Origin of the sequence: Holzapfeliella floricola DSM 23037 = JCM 16512, from assembly GCF_001436605.1 — a bacterium.
GTDB lineage: Bacteria > Bacillota > Bacilli > Lactobacillales > Lactobacillaceae > Holzapfeliella > Holzapfeliella floricola.
The window spans coordinates 186,122-206,923 of sequence record NZ_AYZL01000016.1; the positions used below are offsets into that span (position 1 = coordinate 186,122).

The window sequence follows — 20,802 nt, forward strand, 5'->3', positions numbered from 1 at the left end:
AAATGTGACACATTGTACATTGAACACTCGCTCAGTTTTAACACTATATGGCGTTTTGCAAAAAAAATACAAAGCTATCTGGAAAAAGCCTTACTCCGACTGTTTCTGTTTGACCCATTGGCATCTGTCGATGTTCTGGGCAATAGCGTATATCCAATATAGGAGCCTCACCTAACTGTTCAGTTATTAAATTAGTTACAGTTTATAACTTACGTTCAATATATAGCACAAGACAAGACGAAGTCAACTATAATTACTTCAATTATTGAAATAAAAAAACACTCATCTAAAATGAGTGTTTAAATACTTGCGCCGCCGCCGCCTGATGAACCACCGCCACCAGAAAAGCCGCCACCTCCTCCAGAAAATCCACCGCCAGATGAATTTCCTGAAGAACCACCAAGTAGCATCCCTAGCAAGAAGCCGGTTCCACCGGATCCGCCAGAGCCACCTCCTCGGGAAATAAAAATAATAAAAATAATAATCATCACAATAATTGCAAAAATACCTGGTCCAGACTCATCTGAACTAGCTTTTTTAGCATTTTCTCGGTACTTATTGACCTTATTTTGAACACCACTATCTTGCAATGAGGTAAGCTGATATTCTTGGTCAACAACTACACTAACTGCACTGAATACGTTATTCAAACCTTGGTCAATTATCGTTTTGTCTTTTGATTTAAGCTTATCTTTTTCATTAAGCAGAATTTGCTTACTTAATGAATCAGGCAAAGCACCTTCAAGACCGTAGCCGACTTCGATTCGAACATTTTGGCTACCTTCGTTATAGCCAAAAAGAATCAAAATACCGTTGTTATCACTTTTATTCCCTAACCGCCACTTTTGAAATAAATCGGTGGCATAGGTGTTCAAATCGCCATCTGTTGAATCAACGACGGCAACTGCTATTTGAGGTTTTTCTTTGCTAGTTGAATAAAGTTGATTTTGATCTTCAATATTTTCTTTAGTCTTATCTGATAAAATATTCAGTTCATCATAATAAGGTGTATTGGGGATATTAATCATCGCATCCACAGTCGTTGTTTGCTGATTACTACTCAAAATAATCGCGATTAAAGCCACCAATAATCCACTTAAAAGACTAAAATTAAGTCGTTTCACTTACTTAGATTACTCTCATTGACTGTGGAAGAATCAAGGCTGCTGAAGACGATGACGTTGTGTTTGTTGTATTACCAAAGTCAACTGTTGGTGCTGTTTTAGCCTCATCAACTGCCTTAAAGTATGTTTTCGAACCTAATCCCATCATATTAGCCACGATGTTTTTAGGGAAACCAACAACAGTTTTGTTATATGTTGAAACAGCATCATTATAACGTTTACGTTCAGTTGCAATGCGGTTTTCTGTTCCTTCAAGCTGTGTCATCAAGGTTTGAACGTTAGCATTTGAACCTAATGTTGGATAATTTTCACCAATCACATTGATCAATGTTCCAACAGATTGGTCCAATTGACCATTAGCATCCATTTTTTCTTGATTTGATTTGGCATTGCCGTAGCTTGTACGAGCTTTAGCAATATCACCAAAAACTTTTTGTTCTTGTCCCATACTTCCTTTTACAGAATTAACTAAGTTAGGGATTAAATCATAACGGCGTTGCATTTGGTTTTCAACTTGTGCCCATTGAGAGTCAACATCTTGACTACTTTTAGCTAGGCTGTTGTAAGTTGAAATAAAGAAAATAACAACGACAGCAATTACCGCTAAGATACCCCATACCCAAGGACTAACACGACGTTTGTTTTGATTCATAATAGAATAAACTCCATTCTTTCAAATATAAATTACTAAACTATGGTACTTAATTATACGTTAGTACGCAATTGATGCAATTATTTCAACTTAATTTAGCTAAATATTTAAAAATACCTGGCCACAACTTTGGTAATTATTGACAAACAATTTTATATTATTTAGAAAAATAATTGAATCCAATTGCTTCTCTAACTTCTTTAGCCGTTTGTTCAGCAATCGCATTGGCTTTTTTAGAACCCGCTTCAAGCATATCGTAAACTGCTTGTTTATCTTTTGCAAATTCTGCACGGCGTTCACGAATTGGCGCTAGTTCTTTTTCTAACACTTCATTTAAGTAGCGCTTTATTTTAACATCACCTAAGCCACCTTTTTGGTAGTCAGCTTTTAATTGTGCTACTTTTTCTTTATCTGAATCAAAAATATCTAAGTAAGTAAAGACCATGTTACCTTCCACATGTCCTGGATCTTCTACTCGAACGTGAGTTGGATCAGTATACATTGACATTACTTTTTTAGTTAATTCTTCTTTTGAATCTGATAAGTAAATCGCATTACCCAATGACTTACTCATTTTGGCATTACCATCAAGACCTGGCAGACGACCTTGGCCTTTTGGAGGTAGAACTGCTTCAGGTTCAACTAAAGTATCAACACCGTAAGTATGATTAAATGTACGGACAATTTCACGTGTTTGTTCAAGCATTGGCGCTTGATCATCACCAACAGGAACCGTTGTGGCTTTAAAAGCTGTGATATCAGCTGCTTGTGAAATAGGGTAGATTAAAAATCCAGCAGGTAGACTATCACCAAATCCTTTTTGTTTGATTTCAGCTTTAACCGTTGGGTTACGTTCAAGACGTGCTACTGAAACTAAATCTAAGTAATACGCGGTTAATTCATGCAACGCTGGAATTTGTGATTGGACAAAAATTGTTGATTTTTCTGGATCTAATCCAACAGCTAAATAGTCTAACGCAACCTCAATCAAACTATCTTTTATTTTTTGTGGATTACGGGCATTATCTGTTAATGCTTGGGTATCGGCAATCATAATATATGGCTCATATTCACCACTATTTTGCATTCTGACACGGTTTTTAAATGAACCAATATAATGTCCTAAATGCATTTTGCCTGTGGGACGATCTCCTGTTAATAAAATTTCTTTTTTAGTCATAAAATTTCCTCCTGATAATAAAAAAACCGCTATATATTAGAAATAATATATAACGGGACGAATTTATACGCGGTGCCACCAGTTTTAAAGTTACCTTGTAACTTTCACTCTCGTTAGTAAAGTTAACGACACTTCTCTAATGAACAACTTTAGTCCATTCAGATAATCTATTTTGCAGCCTCTCACCCTCACTGCTCGCTTTGAAAAAAATCAATTATCGTACTACTCTAAACATTAGATATTTATTTATTAAGTTGTTAATATTGTAGCCACATCTTTTTAATTTGTCAAAATCTATTTAAAGATTCCCTAACTTACTATTTATTTAATTACCAAATGGGTCTACAATGTTATAGTCATTTTATTTGTACAAGTTTTTAAGAAATGGGTGATTTTTTGACACAAAATAATGAAAAACAGCAAGAACAAAAACGTGTTGATTTTGTGATTAATGAAGTTAACACGCAATTGAAAGATACAAAAGAACAACTAGATATTGCCTTTAAAGAACGGCGGAAAGTTGAGTCATCTTACGGTGATACAGCTAAAGTTAATACTTTTGAAGTTGATGACCAAATGGAAACTAATGCTGCCATTCAACAACAAAAACAACTTGTTGCATTAACCGTTGAAAGTGAAACAATTCTTGAAAACAAAGAAAAAAGTTTAAATCTACTTAAAAATACACCTTACTTTGGCCGAATTGATATTAATGAGGATGGCGAAAAAGAATCACTTTATATTGGAACCTCTTCATTAATTGGTGATGATGGTGATTTCTTGGTTTATGATTGGCGTGCGCCAATCTCATCTCTTTATTATAAAGGTACTTTAGGTCATGCAAGCTACCGCACACCCACTGGCCACTTAGCCACCGTTGACCTATTAAAAAAACGTCAATTCAAAATTGAAAATGGCGAAATCACTAAAATGTTTGATACTAATGAAACCGTTGGTGATGAAATGTTGCAAGATGTTTTAAGTGAAAATAGTGACACACACCTTAAAAATATTGTAGCTTCCGTTCAGCATCAACAAAATAAGATTATTAGAGATACGTCTTCTGATATTTTAGTCGTACAAGGAGTTGCCGGCAGTGGGAAAACTTCTGCTATTTTGCAACGTATCGCTTATTTACTTTATCATTCACGAAGTGAAATTAATGCTGATCAAATTATTTTATTTTCACCTAATCATTTATTTAGTCATTATATTTCTGAAGTACTACCCAGTTTAGGTGAAAAAAATATGCGACAAGTTACCTTATTTGATTTTTTGATGAAACGTCATGAAGGTTTTCGAATTGAATCATTATTTGATCGTTTCGAACGTGATCAACATAACTTTCCAAAAGCCGCTAAAGAAATCAGACAATTCAAAGAAAGTCTCAACCTTTATGAAGAACTTCAGGATTATCTTAAACGCACGCCTAGTGATACTTTAGCTTTCAATGATTTAATCTTGAATGGTGAAATTGTCATTAGCCGGGAAGAAATTCTCAAAATTTATCAGCAAACTCCCCAAAAACTAGTTTTGAGCGAGCGGTTTAGACAAACAAAAAACAACTTGATTGAACTCCTTAAAAAACGCGTAGCTGATCATGCAAAAAGTGCTGCTGTTGAAGAACAAGTTGAAAACTTATCTGACTCTGATTTCCACTACTATCACGAACACTTTATTAGTGATGATAAAACGGTTGATGAAGAGCGTGATATTTTGAATTATCAACTCGCTAAAGAAGATTACCAATCTTTATACGACGCAATTTACAACGACTTATTCATTGACAATTACCAAACCTACTTACAGTTTTTAAAACAAGTTAACTTGTCTTCTGTTTCAAAAGAAGCATTCGACGAAATGATTATTTCAGTTGATCAAGATATCGAAAACCACTTTTTAAGAGTAGATGATGCCATTGCCATCTTGTATTTGCGTGATTTATTAACGGGTTCTGGTCAAAACTTTGCTATTAAGCATTTGTTTATTGATGAAATGCAAGATTATTCTCCATTATTTATGGCTTATATTCGTCATTGTTTCCCAAAAGCTAAATTAACTCTTTTAGGCGATTATAAGCAAAATATCTTTTCTTCTTATGAACAAGATACCAACACGTATAATCAAATTCCAGATATTTTCAAAAATGAATCTAAAACCTATATTGAACTCAATACAAGTTATCGTTGTTCAAAGCAAATTACAGATTTCGCTAAAAAATTACTTGATAAAAATGATCATATTGAATCATTTAGTAGGCAAGGACCACAACCAAAAACTCACTTTTTAACACAAAGTGCGCACGATATGACCCACTATGTTAAGTTAATTAACCATCAACTTGATCAATATCCAATGGTCGCCGTAATTACAAAAACCCAACAACAAGCTGAAAGACTTTATCATAAGTTAAAAGCTAGAATTGATGTGAACTTATTAACTCAAGAAAGCCGTAGCCTCAAAAAAGGGGTATGTATTTTACCTATTTATCTGGCTAAAGGACTCGAGTTTGACAGTGTCATTGTGGATAACGTTTCAAAAGAAAATTATCCACAACAAAGCGATCGTGATATTTTATATACGATTGCTAGTCGTGCTATGCACGAGTTAAATTTAGTCGTACAGACACAACTCCCAACATTTTTGAACACACAAAAAGCTTAGCAAAATTTGCTAAGCTTTTTTATTTAAAACAAAATAATTGTCATAATTGCATTTACTGCGAGTAAATAAACAGATATGCTCATACGGTATGTTCTTAAATAAACGAAAGAAATAATTATTCCTATCAACCACTGAAACATAAATAAAGCAAATGACTGTGAGAAGTTTAAAACAGAAAAGATTAATCCCGATATCACCAGACCTAAAATAGTATCAACCAATGTATTACGCTTAAAGAAGTAATTAAAGAAAAACCCGTTTATAATGAACGCTTGTAGAATCGACATCAAAATCCCCTTAATTATAATACTCGACCAAAATAAAGCTGGCTTTGCATTAGCCAAATAAAAGCTTTGTGGTGTTGTTAAGGCGAGATGACCACTATATTGTTGAAACGATATATACAACCGAATCAAGGCAATAATAGCCATAGCTAGTACTAACAGCTTGAGGTGAACCGACCAAGGATCATATTCACGTTTAAAAAAGCGACGCTCTTCTAAAACGAATTGTCTGAGATAAAAGTAGCATGACAAACCAAATACCAAGACAAGACCTATAAGCCAAACTATTTGATTCGTTCCATGTTCAATTGCTTGAGACTGAAAAAATAAATAAATAAAATATGTAATTAAATAGATGAAATAACGAGTTAAGTTTCCGATTTTTGAATTTGGGGTGTTCATTTTTAGCAACCTTTCGAAAAAACTACCGCTATTATATCAAAATTTCATCGGCTACCCTATAAAAAAAAAGCTAGAAAAAATCTAGCTTTTATCCAGCTACATAGCCAGTATCAATATTTTGATTTTCGATTGGATCATAGTAATAAAGATGTCCATTGGCACGCATTTGGTATTTCCCGACAACAGGGGCAGTATTTGGATCTGCTCCGATTGCTTTCATATTAGCAGATTGATGATTTTCAAGCACCTGATAAGTCGTAATCTCGTTAGATCCAGCAGAAGGCTGGTAAATGTAATCGTCGATTGTGTAGTTTGACTGCGCAATATGGCGATTCTTCATATCTTGTAAAATCAAGTTATAAATTTGTTTGTCGATTTCTTTTAAGCTTGAACTTGAAGCTTGATTTTGCTTTTCTGATTGACTTGATTGACTTTCACTACTTGAGCTTGTAGAAGTTACAGATTGTGAACTTTGTTGTTCACTTTGTGAACTTGAACTAGATTGAGACGGTGCTGGCGTTGCCTCAGAACCTGAGTTGTTACCTGAACAACCTGTCAGTAGCAATGCTACTAAAGTTAAGAATCCAGCAACTTTAATATTTCTTTTTAACATAAAATAGCCTCCTATAGGGTATAATTGTGAGTTAATAGACTTTGAAATGCAACTATATTTAGAAAATCCTAAGAATTTGTATAGTAGCAACAAGCTACCTCAAAATCTCCTTTTGTTACGGTTATTATATCACTTTGTTGGCCGAAGTAGTGGCCTGACATCGTATATTCACCCTTATTGATGAAAATTTCGACCGTCGAATAATCTAAATAAATATCAACATTGTCAATGTCACTAACTTTTAATCGTCTCACTTCATTTTTTGTTGCTTCAGTCCAGCCATCTCTGGTTAAAGTTAAGATTCCTGACTCGTAAGATATGTTCAAGTGATTAAATACATTTAGCTCAAATTCAGAACTAGGTTCAAAAGCTAGTTTCATTGCTTTTGAAGTGACTGTTTGTGTTTTTGAGAAAGTTTCTTGTTTTTCAAACTGAGCATCAAGTACTTTTAATGGTGTTTGATAAAGGTGTTGACCTTTTAGTGTCAACTTTCTTGGTAATGTTAAATTATGAACCCAATTATCTTGAATTGATGGGATTTGTTGTTCTTTTTCAGTTGGCATCATCCCCATCCAACCATATTGGATAATATTTCCATCATGACTAAAACTTTGTGGTGCATAATATTCAAACCCATAATCGAGCTCTTCAAAATCTGAGTGAACTTCAAATTTTGAAGAGTTGTAATTGAACTGACCCACAAAGTAACCACTATGATAATTATTTTGAAAACGATAGCGTTCATTTGTGATTCCCTGAGGTGAAAAGACTAAGACATCTTGATCATCAAACGGAATTAAATCTGGACACTCATACATAAATCCTAGATTTTCGTGGTTATCTTCAAAAATAGAACCTGTAAATTCCCAATTCAATAAATCGTCTGATTGATAATGAATAATATCACCCTGCGCGATTTTTTCAAGCTGAGCGCCAATCACCATATGCCACTTTTGATCTTTTCCTAACCAAACCTTAGGGTCCCTCACATGGAAAATATGATAATCCTTAGGATTTTCAAATAAAGGCCCGTGTTTTTTGAAATTGCGACCATCTTTTGAGGTTGCCAAGCATTGATAAGCCTCAAGTTCTTCACCGTTTTCTATAATAACTCCTGTGTAAAATAAATAGAGTTGATTATGATGTACCACGGCTGAACCTGAAAAAATACCGCCACTATCGTAATCGTTTTTTCCAGGACGCAATGCCACTTCTTGTCTTTCGAAGTGAACTAAGTCCTTAGAGGTCGCATGTCCCCAAGCCTTAACTGAATGGTCTGTTTTTTCTTCATTTAATTGATAAAAAACATGATACTCCCCATTAAAATAGCAAAGACCATTGGGGTCATTTAGTAATCCTTGTTTGGGATAAATATGGTATCTTAAATAATTTTGATGCGTTTCATTCTCAAATAAATTCAAAATGACTGCCTCCGATTGTTTAGTCGTAATTATCTATTATTTTACCTGAATGACCCTGATATGCAAAATAAAAAAGGCTACCTTCTTTTGAAGATAACCTTTAATGAAGCCACTTGCCGGATTTGAACCGGCGACCCCCACCTTACCATGGTGATGCTCTACCTGCTGAGCTAAAGTGGCAAATAACTACACCAAATAATATACACAATATACCTAGATATTGTCAACAGCTTTTATAAGCGGTCAACGGAGATCGAATCCGCAACCTTCTGCTTGGGAAGCAGATGCTCTACCGTTGAGCTATGACCGCATAAATATTACTATTCTCTTTATACGCCTTTTTTGGTACAATTTCAACTTGTAACAACTCAACATTTGAAGTTAATGACTTAATTTAATTTCTGTTATACTATGGTCAAAGGATTGGTGAAAAACATGAGCTTATCAGCCAACAAAGAAAATTATTTAAAAACAATTTTTGATTTAAGCTACGATAGAAAAAAAATAACAAACAAAAATATTGCCGATGTCTTGCAAGTTAGTGCACCTTCTGTTACCGAAATGATGCGTTCACTGCAAAATGACGGTCTTGTAACACACACTCCCTACAACCAAATTGCTTTAACTGAAAGTGGTCAACAACTTGCAACTAAAATGGTGAGAAGGCATCGTATTTGGGAATCTTTTTTAAGTCAAAAATTAGGTTACGGTATTGAAGAACTGCACAATGCTGCCGATACGCTTGAACATGCAACGGATGACTTGCTAATTTCACGACTCAATGAATTTTTAGGTGAGCCTGAGCGTTGCCCTCACGGTGGTATTATTCCGGACAACTCACCACTAGCATTTGATGAAGATGAAAAAATTTTACGTGAAATCAAAGAAAATATGACCGTCACAATTACCCGGGTCATTGATAATCACGACTTCTTAATGTATTTTGATAGCTTAAATTTAAAAATTGGTGATAAACTAACAATATTAGGTCATCAACCCTTTGATGGTACCATTAACGTTAGTGATACCCATGGACGTTTTTTAAATATCAGCCCCAAATCAGCTGATTATATCTTTGTCAAAATAACTGACTAATACCAGCCAAAAAGCATAATCTTAGAGATTAGATTATGCTTTTTTAATAGCTTTCTTTTGGTATTTATTGAAAAATTATTTATAATTAATTCAACGTATTCTACTTAAATTTAGGAGGACTTTTATGAAAAAAGTTATTATCGTCGGTAGTGGAATTGGCGGATTATCCGCTGCTATCTATTTACAAAATGCAGGTTATCAAGTAGAAATTTATGAAAAAAATGATCAAATTGGAGGCAAAATGGGACGATTTGAAAAAGAAGGTTTCAAATTTGATGTCGGCCCAACTATTGTCATGATGCCCCATATTTACCAACAAGTTTTCCACGATACAGGTGTTAATCCTGATGATTACTTCACAATGTCACGTCTTGAACCTTTTATGGATGTTTTCGTTAATGACCATGACAAAACCTATCTAACTTCTGATTTGACTAAACTAGCATCTCAATATGAAAGTGTTTCACCAAGTGAATTTTCGGGTTTTTTGAGCTATCTTAATGATATTTATAAACGATATTTAGTTGCAAAAGATCACTTTATTCAACGTTCATTTCGTAAGCCTCTTGATTTTTGGAATCCCAAAACGCTTTACAATGCCTTAAAGCTTAAAACTTTCGGTTCTTCTTACGGTTCACTAAAAAAACACCTCAAGAATGAAGACCTGGTTAAGCTAATGGCATTTCAAACTTTATACATTGGGGTTTCACCTTACAATGGTCCATCTATCTATAACATTATTCCCATGATAGAACTAATTTATGGCGTTTGGTTCATTGATGGTGGCATGTATCAATATGCACGAGCACTAGAAAAACGGTTTACAGAATTAGGTGGTAAAATCCACCTTAATACTCACGTTGATCAAGTCACTTTTAATGGCAAGACTGCCTCAGGTATCAAAATTGCTGGTAAACAAATTCCAGCTGACGGTGTAATTGTGAATGCTGACTTTCCCTATGCTATGAATCACTTGATTCAAGACTCAACACTTAAAAAGCGGAAATACCAACAAGAAAAAATTGATAAATTAGAATACGGTACTTCTTGTTTCTTATTGTATCTGGGTACAGATAAACGATATGATAGCAATCTCAACCTACATAATTTAAAAATGGCCAATGACTTTACAAAAAATATTAAAGAGCTAGAACAGTCTGGTTTGCCTACAGATCCTTCTTATTACTTATACATGCCTTCTAAATTAGACCGCAACTTTACACCAAATGATAAAAGTGAATCCATTTATATTTTAGTACCTGTTCCTAATCTCAAACTTTATGACAATTGGAATGATAGTACCATCGCCCAATTTAGAGAACAAATTTTAAATAAGGTTTCCGAACTACCTGGTATGGCAGACTTACAATCTCATATTGTAAGTGAAACAATTTATACCCCTGACGATTTCAAAAACAAATTTAATGCTGCTAACGGTGCTACTTTTGGTTTAAAACCGACATTGCTACAAAGTAACTACTTTAGACCCCACAATAAATATCCTTATGCTGAACATTTATACTTTGCTGGTTCAAGTGTTCATCCTGGAGCTGGCGTTCCTATCGTAATTACTAGTGGTCAATTAGCCGCAAATGAACTAAAGAAAGATATTGAACCTAATGACTAAAGATTTAACTACTATTTTTAAACAACAACAAAATCTATTTAAAGATTCTATCAAAATGACAAAAAAACACTCCTCGTCCTTTTACTTTGCATTTAAGCCCTTATCTATTGCCAAACGTAACAGTATTTATGCGCTCTATCACTTCTTGCGTTTACTAGATGACAGTGTAGATAATTGTGAGGCAGACGAGTTTTATCAATTAAAATCAGAATGGGAACAATTTAAAGCTGGGACATTATCCACAAATAAAAATCCATGGCCTGCTTTAGAATTAGTTTTTCACAATTTTGATATTGACTATCAATGGATAGATGACATGATTGATGGACAAACTAAAGACTTCAATAAATTAGCCATAATTACGGAGCAAGATTTAGATGACTATTGCTATGACGTTGCAGGTACTGTTGGACTAATGCTGATGCCTATTTTAAATGATAATAGTACTTTCAACCATCAAGCTGCTATTAATGTTGGTAAGGCCATGCAATTGACAAATATTTTGCGCGATATTAAAGAGGATGCTTTAGCTGATAAATTTTATCTTCCTCAACAACTTTTATCTAATTATCAAATTGAAGTTACTGAATTAAAAGCAATTACCGCATCTGATAACCTGGTCAAACTCATTGAAGCAAAAACAACAGAGGCTTTAAATTACTATCGACAAGTTGGTCTACTGCTTCCTAGTATTTCTGATACCAAAAGTCGTTTATCTTTAAAATTAGCCGTTGAGGTATACAAAGGTATTTTATTAGAAATAGTCAAGAAAGACTACCAGGTTCTAAAATCTAGAATTTATGTCTCTGATGTTAAAAAAGTCGCTTTGCTCACAAAACTAACTAAATAAAAAAACTTACTGATTAATCAGTAAGTTTTTTTATTTAGTCTTGATTGTCTCATAAAATCCAGCATAACTCATCTCAATATAGGCATTTGAAAAAACTAATCCAGAAATACCTAAAGTTACTGCATTAAGTAGACTCCAGCCAATAAATGATGCTTGAAGCATTAAGTATTGGCTAATATTTTCTTTAATTGTCATTAGTCTAAAACTTTTTGTAAAAGCAGAAACAAAACTATCTCCCTTATTATAGCTATCTAGCAATAAATAAGTAAGTTGACTCGTAAAGTTTCGACAGATGATTGCTATAATGAAAATCAATAATGAAAAAACCAGCAATAAAATTGCTATTATAAGCACAACAATCATATTATGATTAGCAGCAATGAGCAGGGGTAAAAAGATAAACCCCGCTATCAAAATGTAACCTAGCATTACTATTGTTTGAAGTATTGTTAGGTAAAGTGCATTTAAAATCATAATAAAAATTGCCGGAACCCATCTATTTTGACTAAAAATATAAAAAGTATCTTTAATACCTGAATGTTTCTCCCAATGATTGTTACGATAATGATTCAAAAGTACCATTCGAACACTCATTATTAGCAACGTGAAAATTGTCGTAAACAACAAATTCCCCATCACATCACCGTCATCAGATTCAACAAACCGCATTGCGGTTTCTATTGTTAATGTGTTATTCAACATTTCACGACTGATCATTTGTATAAGTTGTACAACTTGTCTAACGGTCCCAACTGATTGAAAAATAATTAATAATGATGAAACCAATGTCAAAGCAAAATAGTAGCCCCTATTTTCTTTAATCAAAGCTTTTGCTTTGTGCTTCATGTCAATACGATTCATAATGTTGTTTCCTCCATTTAATAAATTTGATTATGTCATAATCATCATTTTGATTCAAATAAAAAAGCATCGGCACTACCCGACACTTTCTCTTTCTTTCATATAATCATAAAATCCCGCATATGTCATTCTCATGTACGCATCTAACCATGCTAAACGCAACATACCAAAACAACAAAAATCTACTATATTCCAACCTACAAAAGATAAATTTAACCACATATAGTGCATAAAATTTTTGCCAATTAGTCGAAAGCTGATTAATACTGCTTTGATAAAGCTTGCTTTTTGAACTTGCATCATATCGTAATAAACATAATAAACTTGGCTCAAAAATAACATGAATGTATTTTTAATTAATAAAAAAATTAAGCCACCAATAAAAACCGCTAATAAATTATAGGTTGAATCTAAACTATTAAATAAAGCAATAAAGAGCGTTACCCAAGAAGCAATCAACCCAGCAAGCATAATAAAAATTATCTTAATCAGGAATACAAAAAAGCCTAATACTGTATACGGAAAAAATCGATTATGACTAAACAATGCAAAACTATCTTTAATTCCCGAAGCATTCCTAGTAACTTTTTGTGTGCGATACCACTCTAAAAACTTAATATCTATGCCTTTACTCAAACATCCCGCAAAAAATAGCCATGGTGATCCTAACAATGTCAATAAAATCATCGACATAAATACATTTGAAGATGTATAACTATTGCCTACATAATAATAATATGTATTCATTTGAATAATTTGAACACACATCATCATTACGAATATTGTTGAAACAAACCGAATAATGATAAAGGCTAGATTGTGAAGAGCGGTTAGGCTGACATAGTAGGGTTGTTGATGAGATAAAAGCTCTTTTGCTCTTGCTTTAATTGTATAATAGTGACTATCCATTAAACTGACTTCCTTATTGAACGTGAACTAATGTATATTTTTTCTTACCTTTACGTACAATAACAAACTTGCCATCAAAATGCGATGTTGGATCAACTTCAAAGTCTAGATCTTGTTGACGCTCGCCATTGATATAAATCGCACCATTTTTAACATCTTCACGAGCTTGACGACGTGAAGGTTCAATTTTTGTATCATTAACCAAAAAGTCTAGAATATTGCGCTTTTCTTTTGAAACTTTGGCTTCTGGCATATTTTTGAATCCTTGTTCAATTTCTGAAACTGTTAGTTGTTGGATATCACCTGAAAACAGTGCTTGTGAGATATTTTCTGCTTCTTTAACAGCTTCTTCACTATGAACAAACGCTGTGACTTCTTGAGCTAAGCGACGTTGAGCTTCACGTTTTTCAGGGGCTGTTTTGATTTTTTCTGCTAATTCATCAATTTCCTCGTGACTTAAGAAGGTAAAGTATTTCAAGTATTTCACAACATCACGGTCGTCTTGGTTTAACCAAAATTGGTAGAATTCATAAGGTGTTGTCTTTTCAGGATCTAACCAAACCGCTCCACCAGCTGTTTTACCAAATTTAGTACCATCAGCTTTTAACATCAAAGGAATTGTTAAGCCATAAGCTTTTGCTTCACTACTTTCAACACGACGAATTAAATCTGTCCCACTAGTTATGTTTCCCCATTGATCAGCTCCACCAATTTGAAGTTGAACGTCATGATCTTGATAAAGTTTTAAAAAGTCAATTGATTGTAAAATTTGGTAGGTAAATTCAGTGTATGAAATACCCACTTCTAAACGACTAGCCACCACTTCTTTATTCAACATTGTTTTAACATTAAATAATTTACCGTAATCTCTTAAAAATCCAAGCAATGAAATTTCTGATAGCCAGTCATAGTTATTCACAATTTGGAAATTTTCTGTCCCAAATAAATCGACCATTTGTTGAGTTAAAGCTTGTTCATTGTGTTTAACTTGTTCTTGTGTTTGTAATTGACGTTCTGAATTACGACCTGATGGGTCACCAATTGAACCTGTTCCCCCACCAATTAGAATAACAGGCTTGTGGCCAGCTTCTTGAAAACGTTTCAAAATCATAAATGGAATCAAGTGACCAATGTGAAGTGAATCTCCTGTTGGATCAACCCCACAGTAAACTTTAATCTTCTTTTCTTCTGTTAATTTAGCAAGACCTTCTTCATCAGTTTGTTGATTAACAGCGCCACGCCATTCTAAGTCCTCAATAATATTAAAGTTTGTCATAAGTTGAACTTCCTCCTAATTTTTTCAATAAAAAAAGCCCCTAGCTAAAAAGCTAGGGACGATAATTAACAATTTAATCGTGGTACCACCCAAAATTCAGAGCACACAAAATGCTCCCTTTGTTGATTGATAACGGACATCATCCGAAGTTATTAATCATTAACGGGTATTTTGCCAAGTCTTAGCCTGTCCGGTTTCCACCAACCACCGGTTCTCTGTAACGCTGAACTAAGTTGCTACTTATTGCTATGAATAACTTATATATAGAATAGACAAGGTTTTAAATTTTGTCAACATTAAAAATTTCGGTAAGAATTTATTCTAATTTATGATATTATTAAAATTGCAAAAAGGAGATATTATAATGAACGAGAAATTATCACTTATCTTGCCCTGTTACAACGAGCAAGAAAATGTCCCTCTGATTTACGATGCATTGAGTCAGTTACTTGAAACTTTACCTTATGACTATGAATTACTTTATATTAATGATGGTTCTAGTGATCAGACTCAACAAGAAATAGATAAAGTTTATCAAAAAGATCCTAAACATGTTCATTTTGTTAACTTTTCTCGTAACTTTGGTAAAGAAGCCGCGATCTACGCCGGACTGCAAAGCGCTACTGGTGATTATGTTGGGTTGATGGATGTTGACTTTCAAGACCCTCCAGAAATGATTCCCACAATGATGCAAGCAATTAAAGAAGAAGGCTATGATATGGTAGGTGCTCGCCGAACATCACGTGATGGTGAGCCTAAGTTACGTAGTTTCTTTGCACGATTGTTCTATAAAATCATCAATAAGATTTCAGAAACTGAAATTGTTGATGGCGCACGTGACTTTAGAATTATGACTAGACAAATGGTCGATGCACTACTTGAATTAAGTGAATACAATCGTTTTTCAAAAGGAATGTTTAGTTGGGTCGGGTTCAAAACGAAGTATTTACCTTACAAAAATAGAGACCGCATGGCTGGAACAACTAGTTGGTCTTTTAGTCAACTTTTAAAATACTCAATGGATGGTATTATTTCATTTTCTGAGTTTCCACTAACACTATTAAGTTGGATTGGCGGCTTGTCCTTTATTGCCTCAAGTATTGCACTACTTGTTATTATTTTCCGTGCAGTATTTTTTGGCAATCCAACACCTGGATGGCCTTCCATGATTGTAGTACTTTTACTAATCGGAAGCATTTTGACGTTGTCATTAGGAATCATAGGTAAATATGTGGGTAAAATCTTTTTAGAAGTTAAAAACAGACCTATTTATATTATTAAAGAAAAAAAATAAGCGTAATTCATACGCTTATTTTTTTTGATATTTTTGTTTAACTGACTTCAAAACGTCAACCTCTTTTGCACGCCCATGAATAATATCTTGGATATCTAACCAAAAACGGTTATACATCAAAGCAGATAGAATTGCCATCAAGATAAAGGCCTCAAAGTCGTGATTAATAATAAATGCAATAATTGTAATTGCTGTAATTGCAAACAATGGTGGAATTGTTAAGTTCTTGGTTATAATCATAATTATCAATGCAACCAATAACACTGGGATAGCAACCTGCCAATTATATAAGATTGCCACAATACCGGTTACAGCAACCCCTTTTCCACCCTTGAAATTTTGCCAAAACGGAAAATTGTGTGCAACTACTAGTCCAATACCAGCATACAATGTTATCAAAGGTTGAGGAATTTCAGGAAAAAGATACCATGTCAGTACAATAGCTATAACTGTTTTCAATACATCTCCCAAGGAGACTAAAAAACCGGCTTTCTTCCCTAGTACAGCGCCCACGTTAGCTGTTCCTGCATTTTTAGAACCAAATTCAGTTGGCTTTTTATCGGTATATAATTTTGAAACAAAAAACGCTGTAACAAAATTCCCAAATACAAATCCAATAAATAAAATTGTTAACTTTAAATCCATGTGACTAAACATTTAAATCCCCTTAATTAATTTTCATTCTTTAAATCAAAAAAGCAGGAAACCCTGCTAATTTGCGCCATCCCAAAGTAGATTATCATTATTTTTAGAATAAAGGTAATAAGTCTGATCAGTTGTATAATCTTCAAATGAAAATGATGTATTTAACTGATTTTGACGTGTTTCATTATTTTTGATTTTTTCAGTAGGTAAGCTTACTTCAGATCTTAACTTATCAGAAACTCGCTGCAATTCATCCGTTGACATCACTTGATAAGAGGCTCCTCCTATATAAGCGCTCATACCGTGTAGATAATCAGACTCAATTTGATTAGCAGAAGAACGATAATGCATAAAAATCGAAATCATATCATCAAATGTGACATTAGTTCGGATATTTTTGGAAACAGAATTTAATATTGACTGAAAGTTTTGCAGTGAATTAAATGATATTGCGTTTTTCAAGATAGCTTCAATAACCTGTCTTTGGCGTTTTTGCCTACCATAGTCACCCTCTGGATCATCATATCTCATTCTAGTATAGTCGAGTGCACCATGTCCAGTTAAGTGCATTTTGCCTTTTTTGAAATTGGTCCAACCATAACTAAAATCAAATGGCACATCAACATCAACACCACCAACGGCATCAATCACTTGTTCAAGTCCGCCCATATTAATGGTCATATAATAATTAATTGGTATATTTAATAACTCTGAAGCACTTGACAGAGCCATATCTGCACCACCAATATTGTAAGCAGCATTAATTTTTTGAATATTAAAGTTCTTGCTTGAAACCATTTCTGCCATTGTATCTCGTGGAATACTAGTTAAAGTCGTCTTTTGTGTTTTAGGATTAACAGTTGCAACCATAATCGTATCACTGTTTCCATTCAACTCTTCTCGACCTTCAGCACCTGTATCTGTCCCTAGTAGCAACATTGAAAATGATTTTTCACCATTAAAATCATCTGTTGTTTTAGGATTTTGAATATCTTTACTAGTTGGTTGATAAGACTGATCAATGGCTGATTTAGACTGTGCAACTAAGTACCACACGTATAATCCAGACAGCACAATCGCTAACGTAAATACCAACAAAATAAAGCGGCGAATTCGCTTACGTCGACGCTTTTTTTGATTTGTTTTACGTAAATGATTCGATTGTGAACGTGTTAGGAGTTCATTATTATGGTCATTCATATGGGCAAAAACCTCAAATCTTTTTGAAAATAATATAACATAGTAACAAAATAAGTAAACTGTAAGTAATTATTTTAATTCTTTATTATTGTTTTAATAGCCGTTTCAATTGCACAGGTTATTAAATCAAGAGATAATGATGGTAAATTTCGGCCACTTTGAACGACTTCTAAAGGTAAATAAGGAACGTGAATAAAACCTGACTGGACATTTTTAGATTGGCGTTTTGACCAGTACAGGGCTTCATACATAACATGATTACAAACATAAGTCCCTGCTGTGTTTGAAATACTTGCGGGGATTTTAGTCATCCGTACTGCTTCGACAATATCCTTAAGTGGTAGGGTTGAAAAATAACCATCATCACCATCTTCTCGAATTAATTTTTGAATCGGTACTTGATTATCGTTATCTGGCAAACGCGCATCATCAATATTAATTGCAACACGTTCAACAGTTATTTCAGAACGTCCACCAGCTTCTCCAATCGAAACAACAACATCTGGTTGATATCGATTTAAAAAAGTTACCAATACATCAGTAGCTTTTTTAAATACGGTTGGCAGTGTCACCTTTTCGATTTTGTTATTTCCAATTTGAGAAGGTAAATTTTTTAAAGCTTCAGCTGATGCATTAATTGTATTTTCACCAAATGATTCAAAAGCTGTAACCAAAATTTTCATAAGTTATCCTATAGTTTTCCTTCACGAGATAAAATACTGCGAACTTTTGTTTTAATCAAATCAATAGCCACAAAGTTTTCGCCACCTTCTGGCACAATTAAATCTGAGTAGCGCTTCGTTGGCTCAATGAATTGATGATACATTGGCTTCACGGCTGATAAATACTGATCAATTACAGAATCAAGTGTTCGACCACGCTCTTGCATATCACGTTTAATACGGCGAATAATACGAATATCATCATCAGTATCCACATAAATTTTGATATCCATTAAATCGCGCAGTCTTGGATCATCTAAAATTAAAATACCCTCTAATATGATAACTTCTTTAGGTTCTTGAAGAATAGTTTCGCTACTTCGTGTATGAGATACGTAATCATAAACAGGTTTTTCAACTGATTCATAATTCATTAAACGCTTCAAATGATCAATTAACAAATCCGTATCAAAAGCTAATGGATGGTCATAGTTAATGTCCATACGTTCGTCAAAAGGCAAATGACCTTGATCTTTATAATAAGAATCTTGTTCTAACATTGTAATCGCATGATCTGAAAAACTATCATAAATCGCACGACTAACGCTTGTTTTACCGCTACCTGATCCACCGGTAACACCAATAAGTATGGGCTTTTTATTCATTTCGACAACCTTCTCAATTAAATTTCGTTTTAACCGCTTATTATCAACGCTATGACAATAAGCATAAGTTAAAAACTATTTTTATAATTATAACATAAAATTTTTAAGAATTTAATTTCTAAGTGGTAGGAACCACTTTTATAATTGGACCCTTGAAATGCAGACCAAAAATGTGATTTAAGTTAAAAAACAACCTTAAAACGCATTTTTTTAGTTGTTTTAACAGATAATTAACGACAATTACAGATTTTAGTTGCTATAATACCGCTTGTCATTAACAAAAAAATTATTGGAGGCTATTTTCACAATGTGGAAATCTTTATCTGAAACACTAACTAACATGAACGTTATCAGTGCCGTTTCATCAACCCTATTTATCATTATGCTAGGATTCTTCTTGCGCCGAAAGAATATTCTAACAGACCAAGTCGGTAAAACATTATCAAAAGTCGTTTTGACTGTTGCTTTACCTGCGCTTGCGTTCAACTCATTTATGCAAAATATTGATGGTAAAACATTAAGTCAAGGTATGAATGTACTTATATGGGGAATTTTAATTTACATATTATTAATCCTTGCTTCACCTTTTCTTTATAAGAAACTTCCTAAAGACAAAGAAGAAGTTTTAGCTGTTTTAACCACTTTTGGTTCAACTACTTTCTTCGGTATCCCAATTGTTGGAGCCGTTTGGGGTGCTAAAGGTGTCATGTATAGTTCGATTTTCAACATTGGTTATCGTATCTTTCTATACTCTTATGCCTACATTAAATTATCTGGCTTAAAACTAGAAATGAAAAATATTAAACAAATGTTTTTAAATCCGGTTGTAATTGCAACATTCCTGGGACTTTTCTTATGGTTAGCTCAAGATTTAGTTCCTCACATCTCTGTTTTACAGAGTTCAACTAAACAAACCGTTGATGTTGCGTTTTATCGAATTGATCTAACTGCACCTTGGATTTACAAACCACTAACTTACCTAGCTAACTTAGCTTCACCACTAGCATGGTTAGCAATTGGTATCACACTTGGTTCAATTCCATTTAAAGAAGCTGCCAGTGATAAGCTATCTTGGTACTACTCATTCAACAAAGTTGTTTTAGTTCCCCTATTGAACTTAGCTTTACTAGCATTGCTAACACTTACCCACATCTTACCTGTGGATAACGTGGCACTTGCTACTGTGATTGTAATGATGGCAACACCAACTGCTACAGTTGCTGCAGCTTATGCCATTGGTTTTGACCGTGATGCTTTGCTAACGTCAAATGCCTCACTTATTTCGACCTTTAGTGCCGTAATTGCAATTCCAATTTGGATTGTGATTTTGAATTTAATTGCCCAAACCCCTATTTTTAACTAGAAAGCAGGATTTTTG

19 protein-coding genes, 2 tRNA genes and 1 riboswitch are annotated in these 20,802 nt (G+C 33.8%); of the genes, 6 read left to right on the forward strand and 15 right to left on the reverse strand.

Going from position 1 to position 20,802, the window contains the following annotated elements:
- Window positions 1-16 precede the first annotated feature (16 nt).
- Window positions 17-186: riboswitch (M-box (ykoK) riboswitch) on the reverse strand.
- A 113-nt stretch (window positions 187-299) separates the two neighbouring features.
- The 3 genes from FC86_RS03370 to trpS form a co-directional block, all read right to left on the reverse strand.
- Window positions 300-1,124, reverse strand: a complete 825-nt coding sequence (locus FC86_RS03370) for a TPM domain-containing protein (RefSeq protein WP_156403333.1) — start codon at window positions 1,122-1,124, stop codon at window positions 300-302.
- Between the two features lie 4 nt (window positions 1,125-1,128).
- Window positions 1,129-1,776, reverse strand: coding sequence for a LemA family protein (locus FC86_RS03375; RefSeq protein ID WP_056974638.1), 648 nt, complete (start codon window positions 1,774-1,776; stop codon window positions 1,129-1,131).
- A 157-nt stretch (window positions 1,777-1,933) separates the two neighbouring features.
- Window positions 1,934-2,956 (reverse strand): tryptophan--tRNA ligase, encoded by a 1,023-nt coding sequence (gene trpS, locus FC86_RS03380; protein ID WP_056974639.1) that lies wholly within the window; start codon window positions 2,954-2,956, stop codon window positions 1,934-1,936.
- Between the two features lie 396 nt (window positions 2,957-3,352).
- Here trpS and helD point away from each other — a divergent pair, with 396 nt between their 5' ends.
- A complete protein-coding gene (helD, locus tag FC86_RS03385) occupies window positions 3,353-5,620 on the forward strand; it encodes an RNA polymerase recycling motor HelD (RefSeq protein WP_056974692.1) in 2,268 nt (755 codons plus the stop codon).
- Window positions 5,621-5,643: 23 nt separating this feature from the next.
- On the opposite strand, the gene FC86_RS03390 is transcribed toward helD, so the two are convergent.
- The 5 genes from FC86_RS03390 to FC86_RS03410 all read right to left on the reverse strand — a co-directional run bounded on the left by FC86_RS03390 (window position 5,644) and on the right by FC86_RS03410 (window position 8,650).
- A complete protein-coding gene (locus tag FC86_RS03390) occupies window positions 5,644-6,306 on the reverse strand; it encodes a CPBP family glutamic-type intramembrane protease (RefSeq protein ID WP_056974641.1) in 663 nt (220 codons plus the stop codon).
- 88 nt (window positions 6,307-6,394) lie between these two features.
- Window positions 6,395-6,919, reverse strand: a complete 525-nt coding sequence (locus FC86_RS03395; RefSeq protein WP_056974643.1) for a hypothetical protein — start codon at window positions 6,917-6,919, stop codon at window positions 6,395-6,397.
- 68 nt (window positions 6,920-6,987) lie between these two features.
- On the reverse strand, window positions 6,988-8,340 hold the full coding sequence (locus FC86_RS03400; protein ID WP_056974645.1) for a glycoside hydrolase family 32 protein: 1,353 nt from the start codon (window positions 8,338-8,340) through the stop codon (window positions 6,988-6,990).
- Window positions 8,341-8,447: 107 nt separating this feature from the next.
- Window positions 8,448-8,520, reverse strand: a tRNA-Thr gene (locus FC86_RS03405).
- A gap of 58 nt (window positions 8,521-8,578) precedes the next feature.
- Window positions 8,579-8,650: transfer RNA gene (locus tag FC86_RS03410), tRNA-Gly, on the reverse strand.
- 101 nt (window positions 8,651-8,751) lie between these two features.
- Here FC86_RS03410 and FC86_RS03415 point away from each other — a divergent pair.
- The 3 genes from FC86_RS03415 (at window position 8,752) to FC86_RS03425 (ending at window position 11,912) form a co-directional block, all read left to right on the forward strand.
- Window positions 8,752-9,435: a metal-dependent transcriptional regulator gene (locus FC86_RS03415; RefSeq protein WP_236692282.1), complete on the forward strand. Its 684-nt coding sequence runs from the start codon at window positions 8,752-8,754 to the stop codon at window positions 9,433-9,435.
- 124 nt (window positions 9,436-9,559) lie between these two features.
- Window positions 9,560-11,062, forward strand: coding sequence for a phytoene desaturase family protein (locus tag FC86_RS03420; RefSeq protein WP_056974649.1), 1,503 nt, complete (start codon window positions 9,560-9,562; stop codon window positions 11,060-11,062).
- Window positions 11,055-11,912 (forward strand): phytoene/squalene synthase family protein, encoded by an 858-nt coding sequence (locus FC86_RS03425; RefSeq protein WP_056974651.1) that lies wholly within the window; start codon window positions 11,055-11,057, stop codon window positions 11,910-11,912. Before FC86_RS03420 ends, FC86_RS03425 begins: the two co-directional genes overlap by 8 nt.
- A gap of 30 nt (window positions 11,913-11,942) precedes the next feature.
- Here the strand turns inward: FC86_RS03425 and FC86_RS03430 are convergent, their stop codons facing one another.
- The 3 genes from FC86_RS03430 to tyrS form a co-directional block, all read right to left on the reverse strand.
- Window positions 11,943-12,773 (reverse strand): DUF975 family protein, encoded by an 831-nt coding sequence (locus FC86_RS03430; RefSeq protein ID WP_056974653.1) that lies wholly within the window; start codon window positions 12,771-12,773, stop codon window positions 11,943-11,945.
- Window positions 12,774-12,848: 75 nt separating this feature from the next.
- On the reverse strand, window positions 12,849-13,682 hold the full coding sequence (locus tag FC86_RS03435; protein ID WP_056974656.1) for a DUF975 family protein: 834 nt from the start codon (window positions 13,680-13,682) through the stop codon (window positions 12,849-12,851).
- 13 nt (window positions 13,683-13,695) lie between these two features.
- The gene (gene tyrS, locus FC86_RS03440; protein WP_056974658.1) at window positions 13,696-14,958 is read right to left on the reverse strand and encodes a tyrosine--tRNA ligase; all 1,263 of its coding nucleotides are present in this window, start codon (window positions 14,956-14,958) and stop codon (window positions 13,696-13,698) included.
- A gap of 364 nt (window positions 14,959-15,322) precedes the next feature.
- Here tyrS and FC86_RS03445 point away from each other — a divergent pair, with 364 nt between their 5' ends.
- Window positions 15,323-16,252: a glycosyltransferase family 2 protein gene (locus FC86_RS03445; RefSeq protein WP_056974660.1), complete on the forward strand. Its 930-nt coding sequence runs from the start codon at window positions 15,323-15,325 to the stop codon at window positions 16,250-16,252.
- 15 nt (window positions 16,253-16,267) lie between these two features.
- Here the strand turns inward: FC86_RS03445 and FC86_RS03450 are convergent, their stop codons facing one another.
- From FC86_RS03450 to udk, 4 genes are all read right to left on the reverse strand, one after another.
- Window positions 16,268-16,909, reverse strand: coding sequence for a glycerol-3-phosphate acyltransferase (locus FC86_RS03450; RefSeq protein WP_056974662.1), 642 nt, complete (start codon window positions 16,907-16,909; stop codon window positions 16,268-16,270).
- 54 nt (window positions 16,910-16,963) lie between these two features.
- Window positions 16,964-18,097, reverse strand: a complete 1,134-nt coding sequence (locus tag FC86_RS03455) for an LCP family protein (RefSeq protein ID WP_056974664.1) — start codon at window positions 18,095-18,097, stop codon at window positions 16,964-16,966.
- A gap of 74 nt (window positions 18,098-18,171) precedes the next feature.
- Window positions 18,172-18,780 (reverse strand): pyroglutamyl-peptidase I, encoded by a 609-nt coding sequence (gene pcp, locus FC86_RS03460; protein ID WP_056974667.1) that lies wholly within the window; start codon window positions 18,778-18,780, stop codon window positions 18,172-18,174.
- Window positions 18,781-18,788: 8 nt separating this feature from the next.
- Window positions 18,789-19,424, reverse strand: a complete 636-nt coding sequence (gene udk, locus FC86_RS03465) for a uridine kinase (RefSeq protein WP_056974669.1) — start codon at window positions 19,422-19,424, stop codon at window positions 18,789-18,791.
- Between the two features lie 307 nt (window positions 19,425-19,731).
- Between udk and FC86_RS03470 the strand changes: the two genes are divergently transcribed.
- Window positions 19,732-20,787 carry an AEC family transporter gene (locus FC86_RS03470; RefSeq protein WP_056974671.1) on the forward strand — a complete coding sequence of 352 codons (1,056 nt, stop codon included), beginning with the start codon at window positions 19,732-19,734 and terminating at the stop codon, window positions 20,785-20,787.
- Window positions 20,788-20,802: the final 15 nt, after the last annotated feature.

What these genes read in the sequence shown, in the direction of transcription:
- trpS (WP_056974639.1), bottom strand. Translation starts at nt 2,956, where the DNA reads ATGACTAAAAAAGAAATTTTATTAACAGGAGATCGTCCCACAGGCAAA.
- FC86_RS03450 (WP_056974662.1), bottom strand. Translation starts at nt 16,909, where the DNA reads ATGTTTAGTCACATGGATTTAAAGTTAACAATTTTATTTATTGGATTT.
- pcp (WP_056974667.1), bottom strand. Translation starts at nt 18,780, where the DNA reads ATGAAAATTTTGGTTACAGCTTTTGAATCATTTGGTGAAAATACAATT.
- FC86_RS03470 (WP_056974671.1), top strand. Translation starts at nt 19,732, where the DNA reads ATGTGGAAATCTTTATCTGAAACACTAACTAACATGAACGTTATCAGT.
- FC86_RS03445 (WP_056974660.1), top strand. Translation starts at nt 15,323, where the DNA reads ATGAACGAGAAATTATCACTTATCTTGCCCTGTTACAACGAGCAAGAA.
- FC86_RS03420 (WP_056974649.1), top strand. Translation starts at nt 9,560, where the DNA reads ATGAAAAAAGTTATTATCGTCGGTAGTGGAATTGGCGGATTATCCGCT.
- FC86_RS03455 (WP_056974664.1), bottom strand. Translation starts at nt 18,097, where the DNA reads ATGAATGACCATAATAATGAACTCCTAACACGTTCACAATCGAATCAT.
- FC86_RS03415 (WP_236692282.1), top strand. Translation starts at nt 8,752, where the DNA reads ATGGTCAAAGGATTGGTGAAAAACATGAGCTTATCAGCCAACAAAGAA.
- udk (WP_056974669.1), bottom strand. Translation starts at nt 19,424, where the DNA reads ATGAATAAAAAGCCCATACTTATTGGTGTTACCGGTGGATCAGGTAGC.
- tyrS (WP_056974658.1), bottom strand. Translation starts at nt 14,958, where the DNA reads ATGACAAACTTTAATATTATTGAGGACTTAGAATGGCGTGGCGCTGTT.
- FC86_RS03395 (WP_056974643.1), bottom strand. Translation starts at nt 6,919, where the DNA reads ATGTTAAAAAGAAATATTAAAGTTGCTGGATTCTTAACTTTAGTAGCA.
- FC86_RS03390 (WP_056974641.1), bottom strand. Translation starts at nt 6,306, where the DNA reads ATGAACACCCCAAATTCAAAAATCGGAAACTTAACTCGTTATTTCATC.
- FC86_RS03425 (WP_056974651.1), top strand. Translation starts at nt 11,055, where the DNA reads ATGACTAAAGATTTAACTACTATTTTTAAACAACAACAAAATCTATTT.
- FC86_RS03430 (WP_056974653.1), bottom strand. Translation starts at nt 12,773, where the DNA reads ATGAATCGTATTGACATGAAGCACAAAGCAAAAGCTTTGATTAAAGAA.
- FC86_RS03435 (WP_056974656.1), bottom strand. Translation starts at nt 13,682, where the DNA reads ATGGATAGTCACTATTATACAATTAAAGCAAGAGCAAAAGAGCTTTTA.
- FC86_RS03375 (WP_056974638.1), bottom strand. Translation starts at nt 1,776, where the DNA reads ATGAATCAAAACAAACGTCGTGTTAGTCCTTGGGTATGGGGTATCTTA.